Origin of the sequence: Pseudomonas sp. A6 (assembly GCF_052367875.1) — a bacterium.
GTDB lineage: Bacteria > Pseudomonadota > Gammaproteobacteria > Pseudomonadales > Pseudomonadaceae > Pseudomonas > Pseudomonas citronellolis.
Genome location: NZ_CP198970.1, coordinates 600,676 through 617,286, shown reverse-complemented (window position 1 = coordinate 617,286; position 16,611 = coordinate 600,676). Strand labels below are relative to the sequence as shown.

The following is a 16,611-nucleotide window of genomic DNA, read 5'->3' as shown; positions in this document are numbered from 1 at the left end:
CCTCCAGCCTCCAAGCCTCTATGCGGGAGCCCCCATGCACATCCCCACCGCCATCCAGTTGCACAAGGCCTCGCGCACGCTCTCGCTGAAGTACGGCGAGCAGTCCTATGACCTCTCCGCCGAGTTCCTGCGCGTGCACTCGCCCTCGGCCGAGGTGCAGGGCCATGGCAACCCGGTGCTGCAGGTCGGCAAGCTGAACGTCGCCCTCATCGGCCTGGAGCCGGCCGGGCAGTACGCGCTCAAGCTGACCTTCGACGACGGCCACGACAGCGGCCTGTACAGCTGGGACTACCTCTACCAACTGTGTACCCGCAAGGACCAGCTGTGGGCCGAATACCTCACCGAGCTGGCCGCCGCCGGCAAGTCCCGCGACCCCGACGAGTCGGTGGTCCGGCTGATGCTCTGAACCCACCTTTGCGCCGGTTTACCGAGCGCCGGCGCCTCGCCATCCTCCTGCCCCCGATCAGGGCACGTCATTTGCAACATTCGCCCTGCACACTGGAAACCGCGTGTTTCCTGTATTCGAGCTGCGGACGAGCGAGCGCTCTAGGGCGCGTTTTCTAATCTTTCGCGACATACTCGGGCGCAGGGAACCACGCTGCACCAGCTTGCGCGGCGGGGGAATCTCGGGTAACCAAGTCAGTGCAACGCCGTTGCAGACGCGGGCCCAGGACCCCAGCGATGCCGCCAAGTGTTGACATGCGTGGAGCCTGCTCCACGTTCCGCTAACCCGAGCAGTACTTGGCCCGTCACCTAGGTGCAGCCCCGCCAGTATTCGTCTCAGGACAATGGAGCGTCGCCGATGACCGAAAAGAAGAACAACGATCTGCCCCAGCAAGCCGCGGAAAACACCCTGAACCTCAACCCGGTGATAGGCATTCGCGGCAAGGATTTGTTGTCCACTGCCCGCATGGTGCTGCTGCAGGCTCTCCGGCAGCCCTTCCACAGCGTCAAGCACGTCGGCCATTTCGGCCTGGAGCTGAAGAATGTCCTGCTCGGTACCTCGGAGCTGCGCCCGGCCGACGACGACCGCCGCTTCAACGACCCGGCCTGGAGCCAGAACCCGCTGTACCGCCGCTACCTGCAGACCTACCTGGCCTGGCGCAAGGAGCTGCATCAGTGGATCGGCAACAGCGACCTGTCGCCCCAGGACATCAACCGCGGCCAGTTCGTCATCAACCTCATGACCGAAGCCATGGCGCCGACCAACACCCTGAGCAACCCGGCCGCGGTCAAACGCTTCTTCGAGACCGGCGGCAAGAGCCTGCTCGACGGCCTGAGCCACCTGGCCAAGGACCTGGTGAACAACGGCGGCATGCCCAGCCAGGTCAACATGGACGCCTTCGAGGTGGGCAAGAACCTGGCCCTGACCGAGGGCGCCGTGGTGTTCCGCAACGACGTGCTGGAGCTGATCCAGTACCGGCCGATCACCGAGAGCGTGCATGAACGCCCGCTGCTGGTGGTGCCGCCGCAGATCAACAAGTTCTACGTCTTCGACCTGTCGCCGGAGAAGAGCCTGGCGCGCTTCTGCCTGCGCAACCAGGTGCAGACCTTCATCATCAGCTGGCGCAACCCGACCAAGGCCCAGCGCGAATGGGGCCTGACCACCTACATCGAAGCACTCAAGGAAGCCATCGACGTGGTCCTGGCCATCACCGGCAGCAAGGACCTGAACATGCTCGGCGCCTGCTCCGGCGGCATCACCACCGTCACCCTGCTCGGCCACTACGCGGCCCTGGGCGAGGAGAAGGTGCACGCCTTCACCCAGATGGTCAGCGTGCTGGACTTCGAGCTGGACACCACCGTCGCCCTGTTCGCCGACGAGAAGACCCTCGAGGCCGCCAAGCGCCGCTCCTACCAGTCCGGCGTGCTGGAGGGCAAGGACATGGCCAAGGTGTTCGCCTGGATGCGCCCCAACGACCTGATCTGGAACTACTGGGTCAACAACTACCTGCTGGGCAACGAGCCGCCGGCCTTCGACATCCTGTTCTGGAACAACGACACCACGCGCCTGCCGGCCGCGCTGCACGGCGAGCTGGTGGAGATGTTCAAGAGCAACCCGCTGACGCGCCCCGGCGCCCTGGAAGTGGGCGGCACGCCCATCGACCTCAAGCAGGTCACCTGCGACTTCTACTGCGTGGCCGGCCTCAGCGACCACATCACCCCCTGGGAAGCCTGCTACCGCTCGGCGCGCCTGCTCGGCGGCAAGTGCGAGTTCATCCTTTCCAACAGCGGGCACATCCAGAGCATCCTCAACCCGCCGGGCAACCCCAAGGCCCGCTTCATGACCGGCCCGGACCTGTCCGTCGATCCGAAGACCTGGCAGGAAAACTCGAGCAAGCACGCCGACTCCTGGTGGCTGCACTGGCAACAGTGGCTGGCCGAGCGCGCGGGCAAGCTGAAAAAGGCGCCGACCGCCCTGGGCAACAAGGCCCACCCGGCTGGCGAAGCATCCCCCGGCACCTACGTACACGAACGATGAAGACAGAAAACCTACCCGACGCCACCGCGCAGCAGGACGCGCCGGCCCAGCCCGAGCCGGCGCCGCAGGCCACGCGCCAGCGCAAGACGCGCCCCGCCGCCAAGGCGGCCGAGCCGCAGCAGCCGGCCGAGACGCGGGCGCGCGTGCTCGCGCCGCAGCCCTTCGTGTTCCGCACCATCGACCTCGACGGGCAGACCATCCGCACCGCCGTGCGCCCGGGCAAGGGGCACATGACGCCGCTGCTGATCTTCAACGGCATCGGCGCCAACCTGGAGCTGGTGTTCCCCTTCGTCGCCGCGCTGGACCCGGACCTGGAGGTGATCGCCTTCGACGTGCCCGGCGTCGGCGGCTCGTCCACGCCGAGCACGCCCTACCGCTTCCCCGGCCTGGCCAAGCTGGCCGCGCGCATGCTCGATTACCTCGACTACGGGCAGGTCACCGCCATCGGCGTGTCCTGGGGCGGGGCCCTGGCCCAGCAGTTCGCCCACGACTACCCCGAGCGCTGCAAGAAGCTGATCCTGGCGGCCACCGCCGCCGGGGCGGTGATGGTCCCGGGCAAGCCCAAGGTGCTCTGGCGCATGGCCAGCCCGCGGCGCTACATCCAGCCGTCCTATGGCGCGCACATCGCCCCGGACATCTACGGCGGGGCCTTCCGCCGCGATCCCCGGCTAGCCATGGCCTTCGCCGCCAAGGTGCGCTCCTCGGGCAAGCTGGGCTACTACTGGCAGCTGTTCGCCGGCCTGGGCTGGACCAGCATCCACTGGCTGCACCGCATCCAGCAGCCGACCCTGGTGCTGGCCGGCGACGACGACCCGATCATCCCGCTGGTGAACATGCGCCTGCTGGCCTGGCGCATCCCCAACGCGGAGCTGCACGTGATCGACGACGGCCACCTGTTCCTGGTGACCCGCGCCGAGACGGTGGCGCCGATCATCATGAAGTTCCTCGCCGAGGAACGGCAGCGCGCGGTCATGCACCCGCGCCCGTTCGCCCCCAAGGCCGGCTGACCCCCGGCCTCGATCATCGCCTCGTAACAGTGCACGTTCATCGTCGGTGACCGGCAGGCGCGCCGATTCGTGCCTATGCTTCAGCCCTTGCGTGCGTCAGGAATGCACCTGCGCCGATTCTGGTACGGGCCTTGCTGCGCCCGACTGACGACGGTTCTTTTCCCAGGGAGAGCTGCACATGCGAGAGAACTCCAGCACCGGCAGGCTGCCGGCCCCCGCCGACTTCATGAACGCCCAGAGCGCCATGGTCGGCCTGCGCGGCAAGGACATGCTGTCCACCCTGCGCCAGCTCGCCGTCCAGGGCGTGCGCCGGCCGCTGCACAGCGCCCGCCACCTGGCGGCCTTCGGCAAGCAGATGGGCCACGTGCTGCTGGGTGACTCGCCGTTGCAGCCCAACCCCCAGGACGCCCGCTTCCAGGACCCGTCCTGGCGCCTCAACCCCTTCTACCGGCGCACCCTGCAGGCCTACCTGGCCTGGCAGCAGCAACTGCTGGCGTGGATCGACGAGAGCGACCTGGACGGTGACGACCGCGCCCGCGCGCGCTTCCTGCTGTCGCTGTTCGCCGACGCCATGGCGCCGACCAACAGCCTGATCAACCCGCTGGCGGTGAAGGAGCTGTTCAACACCGGCGGGCAGAGCCTGCTCAAGGGCGGCCGCCACCTGCTCGACGACCTGCTGCACAACGGCGGCATGCCCAGCCAGGTCAACAAGCACGCCTTCGAGGTCGGCCGCAACCTGGCCACCACCCCGGGCGCCGTGGTGTTCCGCAGCGAGATGCTCGAACTCATCCAGTACAAGCCCCTGGGCGAGCACCTGCACGCCAAGCCGCTGCTGATCGTCCCGCCGCAGATCAACAAGTACTACATCTTCGACCTGAGCCCGGAAAAGAGCTTCGTCCAGTACGCCCTGAAGAACAACCTGCAGCTGTTCATGGTCAGCTGGCGCAACCCCGATGCGCGCCACCGCGAATGGGGCCTGTCGACCTACGTGAAGGCCCTGGACGAGGCCATCGAGGTGGTCCGCTCGATCAGCGGCAGCCGCAGCGTCAACCTGATGGGCGCCTGCTCCGGCGGCCTGACCATCGCCGCGCTGCAAGGCCACCTGCAGGCGCGCCGGCAACTGCGCAAAATCAGCAGCGCCACCTACCTGGTGAGCCTGCTGGACAGCCAGGTGGAGACCCCGGCGGCGCTGTTCGCCGACGAGCAGACGCTGGAAAGCACCAAGCGCCGCTCCTACCAGCACGGCGTGCTGGAGGGCAAGGACATGGCCAAGGTGTTCGCCTGGATGCGCCCCAACGACCTGGTGTGGAACTACTGGGTCAACAACTACCTGCTGGGCAAGCTGCCGCCGGCCTTCGACATCCTCTACTGGAACAACGACAACACCCGCCTGCCGGCGGCGCTGCACGGCGATTTCCTCGACTTCTTCAAGCACAACCCGCTGGCCCGCCCCGGCGCCATGGAAATCTGCGGCACGCCCATCGACCTGAAGAAGGTGGCGGTGGACAACTTCCACGTCGCCGGCATCACCGACCACATCACCCCCTGGGACGCGGTCTACCGCTCGGCCCTGCTGCTGGGTGGCGACAGCCGCTTCATGCTGTCCAACAGCGGGCACATCCAGAGCATCCTCAACCCGCCGGGCAACCCCAAGGCCTGCTACTTCGAGAACGGCAAGCTCGCCTCCGACCCGCGCGCCTGGTACTACGACACCCAGCGCCAGGAAGGCAGCTGGTGGCCGGTGTGGCTGGCGTGGATCCAGGAACGCTCGGGCGAACGCCGGCCGGTGAGCTTCGAACTGGGCAACGCCGAGCACCCGCCGATGGAAGCGGCGCCGGGGACTTACGTGCACGAGCGGTGAACAGCCGTTGCACGTCCTGACACGACACCCCGTAGGATGGGTGGAGCGAAGCGATACCCATCCTACGAAAGGCACTTCGGTGCAGCCGGGATGCTCTTCGTAGGAGCGAGCTTGCTCGCGAACGAGCCCCGCAGCGGAGTGTGTTCGCGAGCAAGCTCGCTCCTACGAGAAGCCGTACCCGCCCGTACGATAGGAGCGGACTCTGTCCGCGATAGCCGGATCTCCCACGAAAAACCCACCCCCTCACGCTTTCGAGGGACTGGCCGGCGCGCCCCGCCCCGGCTATCGTCGAACCTCCCGAGGCCAGAACCAGCACACGGATGAAAACCCGCGACCGCATCCTCGAATGCGCCCTGCTGTTGTTCAACGAGCAGGGCGAACCCAACGTCTCCACCCTGGAGATCGCCACCGAGCTGGGCATCAGCCCCGGCAACCTGTATTACCACTTCCACGGCAAGGAGCCGCTGGTGCTGGCCCTGTTCGCCCGCTTCGAGGAAGAGCTGCAGCCGCTGCTCGACCCGCCCGCCGACGCGCACCTGGGGGCCGAGGACTACTGGCTGTTCCTGCACCTGATCGTCGAGCGCCTGGCGCACTACCGCTTCCTCTTCCAGGACCTCTCCAACCTGGCCGGGCGCCTGCCCAAGCTGGCCCGCGGCATGCGCAGCTGGCTCAACGCGCTCAAGCGCACCCTGGCCGCCCTGCTCGCCCGGCTCAAGGCCGACGGCGAGCTGACCAGCGACACCGACGCCCTCGGCCAACTGGTGGAGCAGATCACCCTGACCCTGCTGTTCTCCCTGGACTACCAGCGCATCCTCGGCCGCGAAGGCGAGATACGCCTGGTGGTCTACCAGGTGATGATGCTGGTGGCGCCGCACCTGCGCGGCGACTCGCGGCTCACAGCCGAGCGCCTGGCGCAGCGCTACCTGAACGCCTGAGGCGCAGCCGAAATGAAGACGCCCGGCACGAGGCCGGGCGTCGGGTACCACGGGTAACGCGTCAGGCCTGGGTCGGCGGCGTGACCGGAGCCGCTACCGGAGCGACCGGAGCTGCCGCAGCCGGCGCCGGGGTGGCCGCCGGAGCCGGAGCCGCGGCCGGCGTGGCCGCTGCAGCAGGCTTGGCCGCCTTGGGCGCTGCGGGCTTCTTCACCGCCGGCTTCTTCGCCGCAGCCGGCTTGGCAGCCGGTTTCGCAGCAGCCGGTTTCGCCGCAGGCTTGGCGGCAGCCGGTTTGGCGGCCGGCTTCGCAGCCGGTTTCGCCGCGGCCTTCGCAGCAGCAGGCTTGGCGGCAGGCTTCGCCGCGGCCTTGGCCGCAGCCGGTTTGGTCGCCGGCTTCGCAGCCGGTTTCGCAGCCGGTTTCGCAGCAGCCTTGGCAGCGGGCTTGGCCGCCGCGGTCTTGGCAGCCGGCTTGGCCGCGGGCTTCACTGCAGCCTTGGCCGCAGGTTTGGCAGCGGCCTTGGCGGCGGCGGGCTTGGCCACCGACTTGACGCTGACGCCGGTGAGTTTCTCGATCTGCTTGGTCAGGGTCTCGACCTTCGCATGCAGGTCCTTCACCTCGTTGCGGCTCGGCACGCCCAGGCGCGAGATGGCGCTGTTCAGGCGCTTGTCGAACGCCTCCTCCAGCTCACCCCACTTGCCCAGGGCGCGGTCCTTCACCTCGTCGACCTTGGAACGCGCCGAACGGGCGGTGGACTTCACCGCGCCGACGGATTTATCGACTTCGGTCCGGGCCTGCTTCTCGGCCTTCTCGCCATCCTTGACCAGGGTCTCGAACAGCTTGTTGCCGTCCTTGCTGACCTTCGAGTAAGCCCCCAGACCAGCCAACCAGATTTGCCGCGAGTATTTCTCGATCTCGCCGACCCAACTGGACTCTTTTTTATCGGTAGTTTTCTTGCCAGCCATCCCGCTCTCCTCAATGAGTTTTCGCGACACGCTCGAGCACCGCGCTCAGCTCATCAAGCTTAGCAGAGAGCGCCTCGACATCCTGCCGCGACGGAATGCCCATGCGGTTCAGCGCGGAGGCCACGCGGCTGTCGAAAGCCTTCTCGACCTTGTCCAGCTGCACCTCGAACTTGTCCTTCACCAGCGAGACGCTGCTCTTGACGCTGTCGTTGGCCGACTCGACCTGCTCGGTCACCAGCTGGCGGCCCTTGGTTTCCAGGCCTTCGCCTTCCTTCACCAGCGACTTGAAGTACTCGGTGCCTTCGGCGCCGACGCGCGCATAGGCGCCCAGGCCGGCCAGCCAGATCTGGCGGGCGTAGTGCTTGACGTCGGTGATCAGGGACGACTCGCTGACGGCTTTCTCGACTTTCTTCTTGCTGGCGACCTTGGCCATGATGGTTTCCTCACACTGTTCTCGGGGGTCCGTAGAGGCCCGCAGCGTTGCGAGCTTGAGTGCAAGGTATCGGGGAAAATTAGAAAACACATACCAGCCGGCAGACCTGCCGAACCGCTTTGCGTAGGAGCGAGCTTGCTCGCGAACCACCACCCGCGCCAAAAATCGCAGACGTCACTCCCGCGAACGCGGGAGCCCAGAGCCTCTGGTTCCCCGCGTTCGCGGGGATGACGATATTGGAAGCTGGAAGGGAACCGAAGGGTTCGCGAGCAAGCTCGCTCCTACAAAGTGCGAGTGCGGCCCGGTCAGGCCAGCGCCTTGTCCAGCGCGCGCTCGATCTCGCCCTTGAGCATCCCGCCCATGGCCGACAGCAGCAGGCCCAGCTTGACCTCCACCGCCACGCGGTCCTCGCCCACCTCGATGCGCCCGTCCACGCCGCTGCGCTTGAAGGCCAGCACGTCACCTTGCCACTCGTAGCTCACGCCGTGCTCGCGGGCGAGCTTCTCGGCCAGCTTCTGGGCCTTCTCGCGGGCGGCTTCGCGGCCGAGGCAATGGGGACGTTCGACGTGGATGCGGGACATGGGCGACTCCGGAATGACAGACCGGTGGATGATACGCCGCACGACGTTTCGCCGCACCCCGCGCCCCGGGGCGGCGTTTTTCCCACATCCTGTTAGAATGCCCGCCACTGACTTCCAGGGTAGAAACGCCATGAGCGAGCCGCGCAAACCCGCCGGGGACCAGGGCCCCGCCGACCCCACCACGCACTTCGGCTACAAGACCGTGCGCGAGAGCGAGAAGGCCGAGAAGGTCGCCGAAGTGTTCCACTCGGTCGCCGCCAAGTACGACCTGATGAACGACCTGATGTCCGGCGGCGTCCACCGCCTGTGGAAGCGCTTCACCATCGAGCTGTCCGGCGTGCGCGCCGGCAACCGCGTGCTCGACATCGCCGGCGGCACGGGCGACCTGACCCGCCAGTTCTCGCGCCTGGTCGGCCCCACCGGCGAGGTGGTGCTGGCGGACATCAACGCCTCCATGCTCAAGGTCGGCCGCGACAAGCTGCTGGACAGCGGCGTGGCCGGCAACGTCAAGTTCGTCCAGGCCGACGCCGAGAAGCTGCCCTTCCCGGACAACCACTTCGACTGCGTGAGCATCGCCTTCGGCCTGCGCAACGTCACCCACAAGGACGCGGCCATCCGCTCCATGCTGCGGGTGCTCAAGCCGGGCGGGCGCCTGCTGGTGCTGGAATTCTCCAAGCCCACCAGCAGCCTGCTGTCCAAGGCCTACGACGCCTACTCCTTCACCCTGCTGCCGCTGATGGGCAAGCTGGTCACCAACGACGCCGAGAGCTACCGCTACCTGGCCGAGTCGATCCGCATGCACCCGGACCAGGAAACCCTGAAGTCGATGATGGTCGAGGCCGGTTTCGACCGCGTCACCTACCACAACATGACCGGCGGTGTGGTCGCCCTGCACCGCGGCATCAAGCCCTGAAATGGCGCTCCTGACCCAGGCGCTGCTGGCCAGCGCCGAAGCCGGCGTGAACCGCGTGCTGCGCCTGGACGGCGTGGCCCTGCAGCGCCTCGCCCGGCTCGCCGGGCGGGTCCTGGAAGTGGATTGCCAGGCGCCGCCGCTGCGCCTGTTCATCCTCCCCGACGCCGATGGCCTGCACCTGGCCGCGCACCACGAGGCCGCGGTCGACTGCACCCTGCGCGCCCCGGCCGGGCGCCTGCTGCAGCTGGCCCTGGCCGCCGACAAGACCAGCGTGCTGCACAGCCCGGAAGTGGAAATGGGCGGCGATAGCGCCCTGCTCCTGGAGCTGGCCGACATCCTCCAGAGCCTGGAGCTGGACTGGGAATACGAAGTGCAGCGCTGGCTCGGCCCGCTGCCCGCGCAACTGCTCGGCAGCCGCCTGCGCGGCGGCGCGCGCTGGGCCGGCGACAGCCTGGAAAGCCTGCGCCTGAGCCTGGCCGACTACCTCGCCGAGGAAAGCCGCACCCTGGTCGGGCGCAACGAGGCCGAAGCGCGCTTCGCCGAACTCGACCAGTTGAAGATCGCCCTCGATCGCCTCGACGCGCGCCTGGCGCGCCTGTCCAAGAAGCTGAAACCCGACGCATGAAGCTGCTCGCCTTCCGCCGCCTGCTGCGCATCCAGAGCGTGGTGATCCGCTACCGCCTCGACGACCTCATCCTCGAACTGCCGATGCTGCCCTGGTACCTGCGCCTGCTCGGCGGCCTGCTGCCCTGGCGCTGGCTGCCGCGGCGCAAGCTGGAACTGAGCCGCGGCGAGCGCATCCGCCTGGCCCTGGAAGGCCTGGGGCCGATCTTCATCAAGTTCGGGCAGATCCTCTCCACCCGCCGCGACCTGCTGCCCGACGACATCGCCAATGAGCTGGCGCGCCTGCAGGACAAGGTCCCGCCGTTCCCGCCGGAAGCCTCGGTGGCGCTGATCGAGGAGCAGCTGGGGGCGAAGGTCGAGCAGGTCTTTGCCCGCTTCGAGCGCGAGCCGCTGGCCTCGGCCTCGGTGGCCCAGGTGCATGCCGCGCAGCTGAAAAGCGGTGAGGAAGTGGTGGTCAAGGTGATCCGCCCGGGCCTCAAGCCCGTGATCCGCGCCGACATGTCCTGGCTGTTCATCCTCGCCCGCCTGGCCGAGCGCGTCTCCGCCGACGCCCGCCGCCTGCACCCGGTGGAAGTGGTCAGCGACTACGAGAAGACCATCTACGACGAACTCGACCTGCTGCGCGAGGCGGCCAACTCCAGCCAGCTGCGGCGCAACTTCGACGGCTCGCCGCTGCTCTACGTGCCCCAGGTGTACTGGGACTGGTGCCGGCCCAAGGTGCTGGTGATGGAGCGCATCTACGGCATCCCGGTCACCGACCTGAACACCCTGCGCGACCAGCGCACCGACTTCAAGGCCCTGGCCGAGCGTGGCGTGGAAATCTTCTTCACCCAGGTGTTCCGCGACAGCTTCTTCCACGCCGACATGCACCCGGGCAACATCTTCGTCAGCACCCGCACGCCCTGGAGCCCGCAGTACATCGCGGTGGACTGCGGCATCGTCGGCAGCCTCACCGACGAGGACCAGGACTACCTGGCGCGCAACCTGATCGCCTTCTTCAAGCGCGACTACCGCAAGGTCGCCCAGTTGCACATCGACTCCGGCTGGGTGCCGGCGGAAACCCGCGTCAACGACTTCGAGGCGGCGATCCGCACGGTGTGCGAGCCGATCTTCGAGAAGCCGCTCAAGGACATCTCCTTCGGCCAGGTGCTGCTGCGCCTGTTCCAGACCGCGCGGCGCTTCAACATGGAAGTGCAGCCGCAACTGGTGCTGCTGCAGAAGACCCTGCTGAACATCGAGGGCCTGGGCCGCCAGCTCTACCCCGAGCTGGACCTGTGGAGCACCGCCCAGCCCTACCTGGAACGCTGGATGCGCGAGCGCATGAGCCCCGCCCAGCTGCTGCGCAACGCCCAGCAGCACGTCGAGCAACTGCCGCACCTGGCGCAGATGACCCGCGACACCCTGGAGCGCCTGGCGCAGCCCCAGGAGCCGCAAGCGACCGGCGCCCAGTCCCTGGCCGGCGCCTGGGTGCCGCGACTGATCGGCGCAGTGCTGGTGGCCGGCGCCACCCAGATCGGCCTGGCCACCCACAGTATCGAGGCCTGGCCGGCCTGGGCCATGCTGGCCGGTGGTCTGTATCTGATTCTGCGCCGATAGCCAGTCGTCGCCACTGCTGGCACACTTGGTCGTTGATGAAACTGCCGCGGGGCGCGAGAACGCCCGCTGTACGGAAGCGAAGATGAAAGACTGGCTGGACGAAATTCACTGGAACGCCGACGGCCTGGTGCCGGCGATCGCCCAGGACCACAAGACGGGCCGCGTGCTGATGATGGCCTGGATGAACCGCGAATCCCTGGCCCTGACCGCTGCCGAGGGCCGCGCCATCTACTGGTCGCGCTCGCGCGGCAAGCTCTGGCGCAAGGGCGAGGAGTCCGGTCACGTGCAGAAGCTGCACGAACTGCGCCTGGACTGCGACGCCGACGTCGTCATCCTGATGGTCGAGCAGGTCGGCGGCATCGCCTGCCACACCGGCCGCGAAAGCTGCTTCTACCGGGTCTACCAGGACGGCGGCTGGAAGGTCGTCGACGCGGTGCTCAAGGACCCGCACGCCATCTACGACAAGCCGGGGCACAGCCATGAGTGACAACACCCTCGCGCGCCTGGCCGAGGTGCTGGAGGGGCGCAAGAACGCCGCCCCCGAAAGCTCCTACGTGGCCAGCCTGTACCACAAGGGACTGAACAAGATCCTGGAAAAGGTCGGAGAGGAATCGGTGGAAACCATCCTCGCCGCCAAGGACGCCGCGCAGAGCGGCGACTGCACGGACCTGATCTACGAAACCGCCGACCTCTGGTTCCATTCCCTGGTCATGCTCGCCGCCCTCGGCCAGCATCCCCAGGCGGTGCTGGACGAACTGGAGCGCCGTTTCGGCCTCTCCGGCCACGACGAGAAAGCCGCGCGCCAGCCGTCGGCCTGAACCCGATTACTTCGAGGAGAACAAGATGGGCATCTTTGACTGGAAACACTGGGTCGTCATCCTGATCGTGGTGGTGCTGGTATTCGGCACCAAGCGCCTGAAGACCCTGGGCTCGGACGTCGGCGAGGCGGTCAAGGGCTTCCGCAAGGCGATGAACACCGAAGAGGAAGAGAAACCCCAGCAGCAGCCGCCGGCCAACCCGCCGCTGAACCAGCCGCACACCATCGACGCCCAGGCGCAGAAGGTCGAAGAGCCGCAGCGCAAGGACTGATGGGAAGAACGCCATGTTCGGAATCAGCTTCAGCGAACTGCTACTGGTGGGCCTGGTCGCCCTGCTGGTGCTCGGCCCCGAGCGCCTGCCCGGCGCCGCGCGCACCGCGGGCCTGTGGATCGGCCGGCTGAAACGCAGCTTCAACGCCATCAAGCAGGAAGTGGAGCGCGAGTTGGGCGCCGACGAGATCCGCCGGCAACTGCACAACGAGCACATCCTGCAGATGGAACGTGAAGCGCAGAAGCTGATGGCGCCGCTCACCGGCCAGCAGCCGCCGGCCGATAGCGCCGCGCAGGCCGAGCCCACGGCAGCGCCCGCGCCGCCGACCATCGCCCCGAACAGCCGCCTGGCCAACATGCCCGGCGTCGGTATCCCGGCCGCACCCGAGGCACCCGCCGCGCCAGCCGCGCCCGAGGCCCCGGCCGCGCCGGCCGCCGCCCCTCCGTCCGAGACGCCGCGTACCCCATGAGCGACGAAAAACCCGAACAGCCCGAAAACGACCAGGAAATGCCCCTGGTCTCGCACCTGACCGAGCTGCGCACGCGCCTGCTGCGTTGCGTGGTGGCGATCTTCGTGATCTTCATCGGCCTGCTGTACTTCTCGCAGAAGATCTACGCCCTGGCCTCCGCGCCGCTGCGCCGCTTCCTCCCGGAAGGCGCGACCATGATCGCCATCGACCCGGCGTCGGCGTTCCTCGCGCCGCTGAAGCTGACCATGATCGTCGCCGTGCTGCTGGCCATGCCGGTGATCCTGGCGCAGATCTGGGGCTTCATCGCCCCCGGCCTGTACAAGCACGAGAAGCGCGTGGCCCTGCCGCTGCTGGCCTCCAGCGTGGTGCTGTTCTACACCGGCATGGCCTTCGCCTACTTCCTGGTGTTCCCGTTGATGTTCCACTTCTTCCTCGGCCAGGCCCCGGAAGGGGTGACGCCGATGACCGACATCAACAGCTACCTGGACTTCCTCACCCTGCTGTTCGCCTTCGGCGTGGCCTTCGAAATCCCCGTGGCTACGGTGCTGCTGGTGTGGATCGGGGTGGTCGACGTGGCCTACCTGAAGAAGATCCGCCCCTACGTCATCATCGGCTGCTTCGTGGTCGGCATGGTCCTCACCCCGCCGGACCCGATGTCGCAGACGCTGCTGGCCGTGCCCATGTGGATGCTGTTCGAGGCCGGGGTGCTGTTCAGTCGATTGATCCGCAAGCGCAACCGCGACGAGGATGCGCAACCCGAAGAGAAAGGCGACCAGCCGCCAGCGACGCGCCCGTGAACCTGCTGCTGCTCGACGACGCCGACTTCGTCGCGGCGGACCGCGTATTGCTGCGCGACCGCCGCCTCACCCACCTGCACGAAGTGCACCGCGCCGAAAGCGGCGACAGCCTGCGCGTCGGCCGCCTGGGCGGGCTGATGGGCGAAGGCCGCCTGCTGAGCCTTTCCCGCGACGAGGCGGAGCTGCAGGTGAGCTTCACCCAGGCGCCGCCGGCCAAGCTGCCGCTGACCCTGCTGCTGGCCCTGCCGCGGCCGAAGATGCTCCGCCGCGTGCTGCAGACCGTGGCCGCCATGGGCGTGCCGCGCCTGGTGCTGCTGAACAGCTACCGGGTGGAAAAGAGCTTCTGGCAGACGCCCTTCCTGGAACCCGCGGCCATCCGCGAGCAGTTGGTCCTCGGCTTGGAACAAGCCCGCGACACCGTGCTGCCCGAGGTGACCCTCGAAAAGCGCTTCAAGCCCTTCGTCGAGGACCGCCTGCCGGCCCTGGCCGCCGGCAGCCTGGGCCTGATCGGTCATCCCGGGCCCTGGCCGGCCTGCCCGCGCGCGGTCGAGCAGGCCGTGACCCTGGCCATCGGCCCCGAGGGCGGCTGGATTCCCTACGAGGTCGAGAAACTGCGCGAGGCCGGGCTGGCCCCGGTGCAACTGGGCGAGCGCATCCTGCGCGTGGAAACCGCGGTCACCGCCCTGCTGGCCCGACTGTTCTGACCCGAACCCTCTCGGCAGCCCCACCGGGAATCGTCGGTCAGAAATTTACTAAAGAAATTTCAGATTCGTGTCGCCTCGCCGATATGACAGGCATTGGTCAATCGGCGGCCGCCCCCGCGGCAGCCGCAGCCCCATCGTCCCCTGGAGCGCCGCGTTCATGTCCCGCTGGTTCAGCAATCTCACGGTCAACTGGAAACTCGCCATCGGCTTCGGCCTGGTGCTGCTGCTCACCCTGCTCATCGCGCTGACCGGCGCGCTCAACCTGAACAGCCTGATATCCCGGGGCGACAAGATCGGCGAAATCTCCAAGCTGCTCGCCATGACCAAGGACCTGCGCACCACCCGCCTGAAATACCAGTCCAGCCGCACCGCGGAAGACGCCAAGCTGGTGGAACAGAGCATCAACGAGCTGGACCAGCAGCAACAGCGCGTCGGCCAGTTGCTCGTCGCCTCCTCGGACCTGGAGAAGGTCGAGCGGCAACGCCAGCTCACCAGCCAGTACCGCACCCTGTTCAAAGGCCTGCACAAGTCCTTCGACAGCCGCGACAGCGCGCGCAAGACGCTGATCCGCAAGGCTTCGGTGGTCACCCAGGGGCTGGAACTGGTGGAGCAGCACCTGGTGGAGAGCGGCAGCGTCGACTCCCTCAAGGCCATCGCCGACGTCTCCGAGCTGGGCCGCCAGCTGATGGACGCCCGCTTCCAGGTGCTCAGCTACACCGCCAACGAAGACCCCAGCCTCGAACAGGGCGCGATCAGCGCCCTGGAGCAGGTCACCGCCACCGTGGAACAGCACGCCCAGGCCGCCGTGCCGGAGCAGCAGGCCAACTACCAGGCCGTGGTGAACGCCCTGCGCGACTACCGCAAGGCGCTGGACCGCTACCGCAACGAAGTCAACAACAGCCAGCAGGCGCGCAACCAGATGCGCGACAGCGGCCTGCTGATCGAGAAACTCAGCGCCGAACTGAGCGACGGCCAGACGGCCAAGCGCGATGAAGACGCCAGCCAGGCCAGGCAACTGCTGGCCCTGGCCTCGCTGCTGGTCCTGGTGCTGGGCGTGCTGGCGGCCTGGCTGATCACCCGCCAGATCGTCCTGCCGCTGCGCCAGTCGCTGGCCGCCGCCGCGCGCATCGCCGACGGCGACCTCAGCCAGGAACTGCGCGTCGAGCGCCGCGACGAGCTGGGCCAGCTGCAGGCCAGCATGCAGCGCATGAGCCAGTCGCTGCGCGAGCTGATCGGCCGCATCCACGACGGCGTCACCCAGATCGCCAGCGCCGCGGAGGAACTCTCGGCGGTCACCGAGCAGACCAGCGCCGGGGTGAACAACCAGAAGAGCGAGACCGACCAGGTGGCCACGGCCATGACCGAGATGGCCACCACCGTGCTGGAAGTGGCGCGCAACGCCGAGGAAGCCTCGGAAGCCGCCAGCGCCGCGGACCGCGAGGCCGGCGCCGGCGCCCAGGCGGTCAGCGAGGCGGTCGGGCAGATGGACCGCCTGGCCGGCGAGGTGGGCCGCTCCAACGAAGCGGTGCAGCAGCTCAAGCGCGAGAGCGAGAAGATCGGCAGCGTGCTCGACGTGATCAAGGCGGTGGCCGAGCAGACCAACCTGCTGGCCCTCAATGCCGCCATCGAAGCGGCCCGCGCCGGCGACGCCGGGCGCGGCTTCGCCGTGGTCGCCGACGAGGTGCGTGCCCTGGCCCGCCGCACCCAGCAGTCCACCGAGGAGATCGAGGAACTGATCGCCGGCCTGCACAGCGGCACCCAGCAGGCCGTGCAGCGCATGGAGAGCAGCCGCGAACTCACCGACAACACCCTGGAACTGGCGCGCCGCGCCGGCGAGCGGCTGGAGGCCATCACCCGCACCGTCTCCGGCATCCAGTCGATGAACCAGCAGATCGCCGCCGCCGCCGAGCAACAGAGCGCGGTGGCCGAGGAGATCAACCGCAGCGTGCTCAGCGTGCGCGACATCTCCGAGCAGACCGCCGCCGCCAGCGAGGAAACCGCCGCCTCCAGCGTCGAGCTGGCGCGCCTGGGCACCGAGCTGCAGGGCCTGGTCGGCCGTTTCCGCCTCTGAGTCCTCCCCCTCCGGCCCGCCGTCCTGGCGGGCCTTTGCCGACGTACGAAAAATTACGAATTTGGCACTGAAGTTTCAGACAAAATCG

Annotated in this window: 18 protein-coding genes and 1 pseudogene; 16 read left to right on the top strand and 3 right to left on the bottom strand. The window is 67.8% G+C overall.

Annotation, left to right across the window (positions count from 1 at the left end; genetic code table 11):
- Positions 1–34: 34 nt before the first annotated feature.
- From ACTWJ5_RS02770 to ACTWJ5_RS02750, 5 genes are all read left to right on the top strand, one after another.
- Positions 35–406, top strand: coding sequence for a gamma-butyrobetaine hydroxylase-like domain-containing protein (locus tag ACTWJ5_RS02770; protein WP_444437422.1), 372 nt, complete (start codon positions 35–37; stop codon positions 404–406).
- A gap of 396 nt (positions 407–802) precedes the next feature.
- Positions 803–2,482: a class II poly(R)-hydroxyalkanoic acid synthase gene (gene phaC, locus ACTWJ5_RS02765; RefSeq protein ID WP_249918033.1), complete on the top strand. Its 1,680-nt coding sequence runs from the start codon at positions 803–805 to the stop codon at positions 2,480–2,482.
- Positions 2,479–3,489: a poly(3-hydroxyalkanoate) depolymerase gene (phaZ, locus tag ACTWJ5_RS02760; RefSeq protein ID WP_444437421.1), complete on the top strand. Its 1,011-nt coding sequence runs from the start codon at positions 2,479–2,481 to the stop codon at positions 3,487–3,489. Before phaC (ACTWJ5_RS02765) ends, phaZ begins: the two co-directional genes overlap by 4 nt.
- 178 nt (positions 3,490–3,667) lie before the next feature.
- Positions 3,668–5,350 (top strand): class II poly(R)-hydroxyalkanoic acid synthase, encoded by a 1,683-nt coding sequence (gene phaC / locus ACTWJ5_RS02755; RefSeq protein WP_074984197.1) that lies wholly within the window; start codon positions 3,668–3,670, stop codon positions 5,348–5,350.
- Positions 5,351–5,670: 320 nt separating this feature from the next.
- On the top strand, positions 5,671–6,285 hold the full coding sequence (locus ACTWJ5_RS02750; protein ID WP_444437420.1) for a TetR/AcrR family transcriptional regulator: 615 nt from the start codon (positions 5,671–5,673) through the stop codon (positions 6,283–6,285).
- A 61-nt stretch (positions 6,286–6,346) separates the two neighbouring features.
- Here ACTWJ5_RS02750 and ACTWJ5_RS02745 read toward each other — a convergent pair whose 3' ends face one another.
- The 3 genes from ACTWJ5_RS02745 to ACTWJ5_RS02735 all read right to left on the bottom strand — a co-directional run bounded on the left by ACTWJ5_RS02745 (position 6,347) and on the right by ACTWJ5_RS02735 (position 8,260).
- Positions 6,347–7,246, bottom strand: a complete 900-nt coding sequence (locus ACTWJ5_RS02745) for a phasin family protein (RefSeq protein WP_444437419.1) — start codon at positions 7,244–7,246, stop codon at positions 6,347–6,349.
- A gap of 10 nt (positions 7,247–7,256) precedes the next feature.
- Positions 7,257–7,679, bottom strand: coding sequence for a phasin family protein (locus tag ACTWJ5_RS02740; RefSeq protein WP_074984204.1), 423 nt, complete (start codon positions 7,677–7,679; stop codon positions 7,257–7,259).
- A 305-nt stretch (positions 7,680–7,984) separates the two neighbouring features.
- Complete coding sequence (locus ACTWJ5_RS02735) at positions 7,985–8,260, bottom strand: polyhydroxyalkanoic acid system family protein (protein ID WP_074984207.1); 276 nt, start codon at positions 8,258–8,260, stop codon at positions 7,985–7,987.
- A 130-nt stretch (positions 8,261–8,390) separates the two neighbouring features.
- Here ACTWJ5_RS02735 and ubiE point away from each other — a divergent pair, with 130 nt between their 5' ends.
- From ubiE to ACTWJ5_RS02680, 11 genes and pseudogenes are all read left to right on the top strand, one after another.
- Entirely contained in the window at positions 8,391–9,173 is a 783-nt protein-coding gene (gene ubiE / locus ACTWJ5_RS02730) for a bifunctional demethylmenaquinone methyltransferase/2-methoxy-6-polyprenyl-1,4-benzoquinol methylase UbiE (RefSeq protein WP_301502022.1), read from the top strand.
- Between the two features lies 1 nt (position 9,174).
- On the top strand, positions 9,175–9,798 hold the full coding sequence (locus ACTWJ5_RS02725) for a ubiquinone biosynthesis accessory factor UbiJ (protein ID WP_058487681.1): 624 nt from the start codon (positions 9,175–9,177) through the stop codon (positions 9,796–9,798).
- The gene (gene ubiB, locus ACTWJ5_RS02720) at positions 9,795–11,393 is read left to right on the top strand and encodes a ubiquinone biosynthesis regulatory protein kinase UbiB (protein WP_444437418.1); all 1,599 of its coding nucleotides are present in this window, start codon (positions 9,795–9,797) and stop codon (positions 11,391–11,393) included. The genes ACTWJ5_RS02725 and ubiB overlap by 4 nt, the downstream gene beginning before the upstream one ends.
- 82 nt (positions 11,394–11,475) lie before the next feature.
- The gene (gene hisI / locus ACTWJ5_RS02715; protein WP_009615405.1) at positions 11,476–11,880 is read left to right on the top strand and encodes a phosphoribosyl-AMP cyclohydrolase; all 405 of its coding nucleotides are present in this window, start codon (positions 11,476–11,478) and stop codon (positions 11,878–11,880) included.
- Positions 11,873–12,211: a phosphoribosyl-ATP diphosphatase gene (locus ACTWJ5_RS02710; RefSeq protein ID WP_009615404.1), complete on the top strand. Its 339-nt coding sequence runs from the start codon at positions 11,873–11,875 to the stop codon at positions 12,209–12,211. The genes hisI and ACTWJ5_RS02710 overlap by 8 nt, the downstream gene beginning before the upstream one ends.
- A gap of 25 nt (positions 12,212–12,236) precedes the next feature.
- Positions 12,237–12,482 (top strand): twin-arginine translocase TatA/TatE family subunit, encoded by a 246-nt coding sequence (locus tag ACTWJ5_RS02705; RefSeq protein ID WP_043319122.1) that lies wholly within the window; start codon positions 12,237–12,239, stop codon positions 12,480–12,482.
- 13 nt (positions 12,483–12,495) lie between these two features.
- On the top strand, positions 12,496–12,951 hold the full coding sequence (gene tatB / locus ACTWJ5_RS02700) for a Sec-independent protein translocase protein TatB (protein WP_253392509.1): 456 nt from the start codon (positions 12,496–12,498) through the stop codon (positions 12,949–12,951).
- Positions 12,948–13,748: a twin-arginine translocase subunit TatC gene (gene tatC, locus ACTWJ5_RS02695; protein WP_074984215.1), complete on the top strand. Its 801-nt coding sequence runs from the start codon at positions 12,948–12,950 to the stop codon at positions 13,746–13,748. Before tatB ends, tatC begins: the two co-directional genes overlap by 4 nt.
- Positions 13,745–14,452 carry a 16S rRNA (uracil(1498)-N(3))-methyltransferase gene (locus ACTWJ5_RS02690; protein ID WP_444437417.1) on the top strand — a complete coding sequence of 236 codons (708 nt, stop codon included), beginning with the start codon at positions 13,745–13,747 and terminating at the stop codon, positions 14,450–14,452. Before tatC ends, ACTWJ5_RS02690 begins: the two co-directional genes overlap by 4 nt.
- A gap of 157 nt (positions 14,453–14,609) precedes the next feature.
- Positions 14,610–15,620, top strand: a pseudogene (locus ACTWJ5_RS02685) (methyl-accepting chemotaxis protein); the annotation flags it as partial.
- A gap of 30 nt (positions 15,621–15,650) precedes the next feature.
- The gene (locus tag ACTWJ5_RS02680; RefSeq protein ID WP_444439517.1) at positions 15,651–16,523 is read left to right on the top strand and encodes a methyl-accepting chemotaxis protein; all 873 of its coding nucleotides are present in this window, start codon (positions 15,651–15,653) and stop codon (positions 16,521–16,523) included.
- Positions 16,524–16,611 lie beyond the last annotated feature (88 nt).

What these genes read in the sequence shown, in the direction of transcription:
- ACTWJ5_RS02770 (WP_444437422.1), top strand. Translation starts at nt 35, where the DNA reads ATGCACATCCCCACCGCCATCCAGTTGCACAAGGCCTCGCGCACGCTC.
- phaC (WP_249918033.1), top strand. Translation starts at nt 803, where the DNA reads ATGACCGAAAAGAAGAACAACGATCTGCCCCAGCAAGCCGCGGAAAAC.
- phaZ (WP_444437421.1), top strand. Translation starts at nt 2,479, where the DNA reads ATGAAGACAGAAAACCTACCCGACGCCACCGCGCAGCAGGACGCGCCG.
- phaC (WP_074984197.1), top strand. Translation starts at nt 3,668, where the DNA reads ATGCGAGAGAACTCCAGCACCGGCAGGCTGCCGGCCCCCGCCGACTTC.
- ACTWJ5_RS02750 (WP_444437420.1), top strand. Translation starts at nt 5,671, where the DNA reads ATGAAAACCCGCGACCGCATCCTCGAATGCGCCCTGCTGTTGTTCAAC.
- ACTWJ5_RS02745 (WP_444437419.1), bottom strand. Translation starts at nt 7,246, where the DNA reads ATGGCTGGCAAGAAAACTACCGATAAAAAAGAGTCCAGTTGGGTCGGC.
- ACTWJ5_RS02740 (WP_074984204.1), bottom strand. Translation starts at nt 7,679, where the DNA reads ATGGCCAAGGTCGCCAGCAAGAAGAAAGTCGAGAAAGCCGTCAGCGAG.
- ACTWJ5_RS02735 (WP_074984207.1), bottom strand. Translation starts at nt 8,260, where the DNA reads ATGTCCCGCATCCACGTCGAACGTCCCCATTGCCTCGGCCGCGAAGCC.
- ubiE (WP_301502022.1), top strand. Translation starts at nt 8,391, where the DNA reads ATGAGCGAGCCGCGCAAACCCGCCGGGGACCAGGGCCCCGCCGACCCC.
- ACTWJ5_RS02725 (WP_058487681.1), top strand. Translation starts at nt 9,175, where the DNA reads ATGGCGCTCCTGACCCAGGCGCTGCTGGCCAGCGCCGAAGCCGGCGTG.
- ubiB (WP_444437418.1), top strand. Translation starts at nt 9,795, where the DNA reads ATGAAGCTGCTCGCCTTCCGCCGCCTGCTGCGCATCCAGAGCGTGGTG.
- hisI (WP_009615405.1), top strand. Translation starts at nt 11,476, where the DNA reads ATGAAAGACTGGCTGGACGAAATTCACTGGAACGCCGACGGCCTGGTG.
- ACTWJ5_RS02710 (WP_009615404.1), top strand. Translation starts at nt 11,873, where the DNA reads ATGAGTGACAACACCCTCGCGCGCCTGGCCGAGGTGCTGGAGGGGCGC.
- ACTWJ5_RS02705 (WP_043319122.1), top strand. Translation starts at nt 12,237, where the DNA reads ATGGGCATCTTTGACTGGAAACACTGGGTCGTCATCCTGATCGTGGTG.
- tatB (WP_253392509.1), top strand. Translation starts at nt 12,496, where the DNA reads ATGTTCGGAATCAGCTTCAGCGAACTGCTACTGGTGGGCCTGGTCGCC.
- tatC (WP_074984215.1), top strand. Translation starts at nt 12,948, where the DNA reads ATGAGCGACGAAAAACCCGAACAGCCCGAAAACGACCAGGAAATGCCC.
- ACTWJ5_RS02680 (WP_444439517.1), top strand. Translation starts at nt 15,651, where the DNA reads ATGCAGCGCATGAGCCAGTCGCTGCGCGAGCTGATCGGCCGCATCCAC.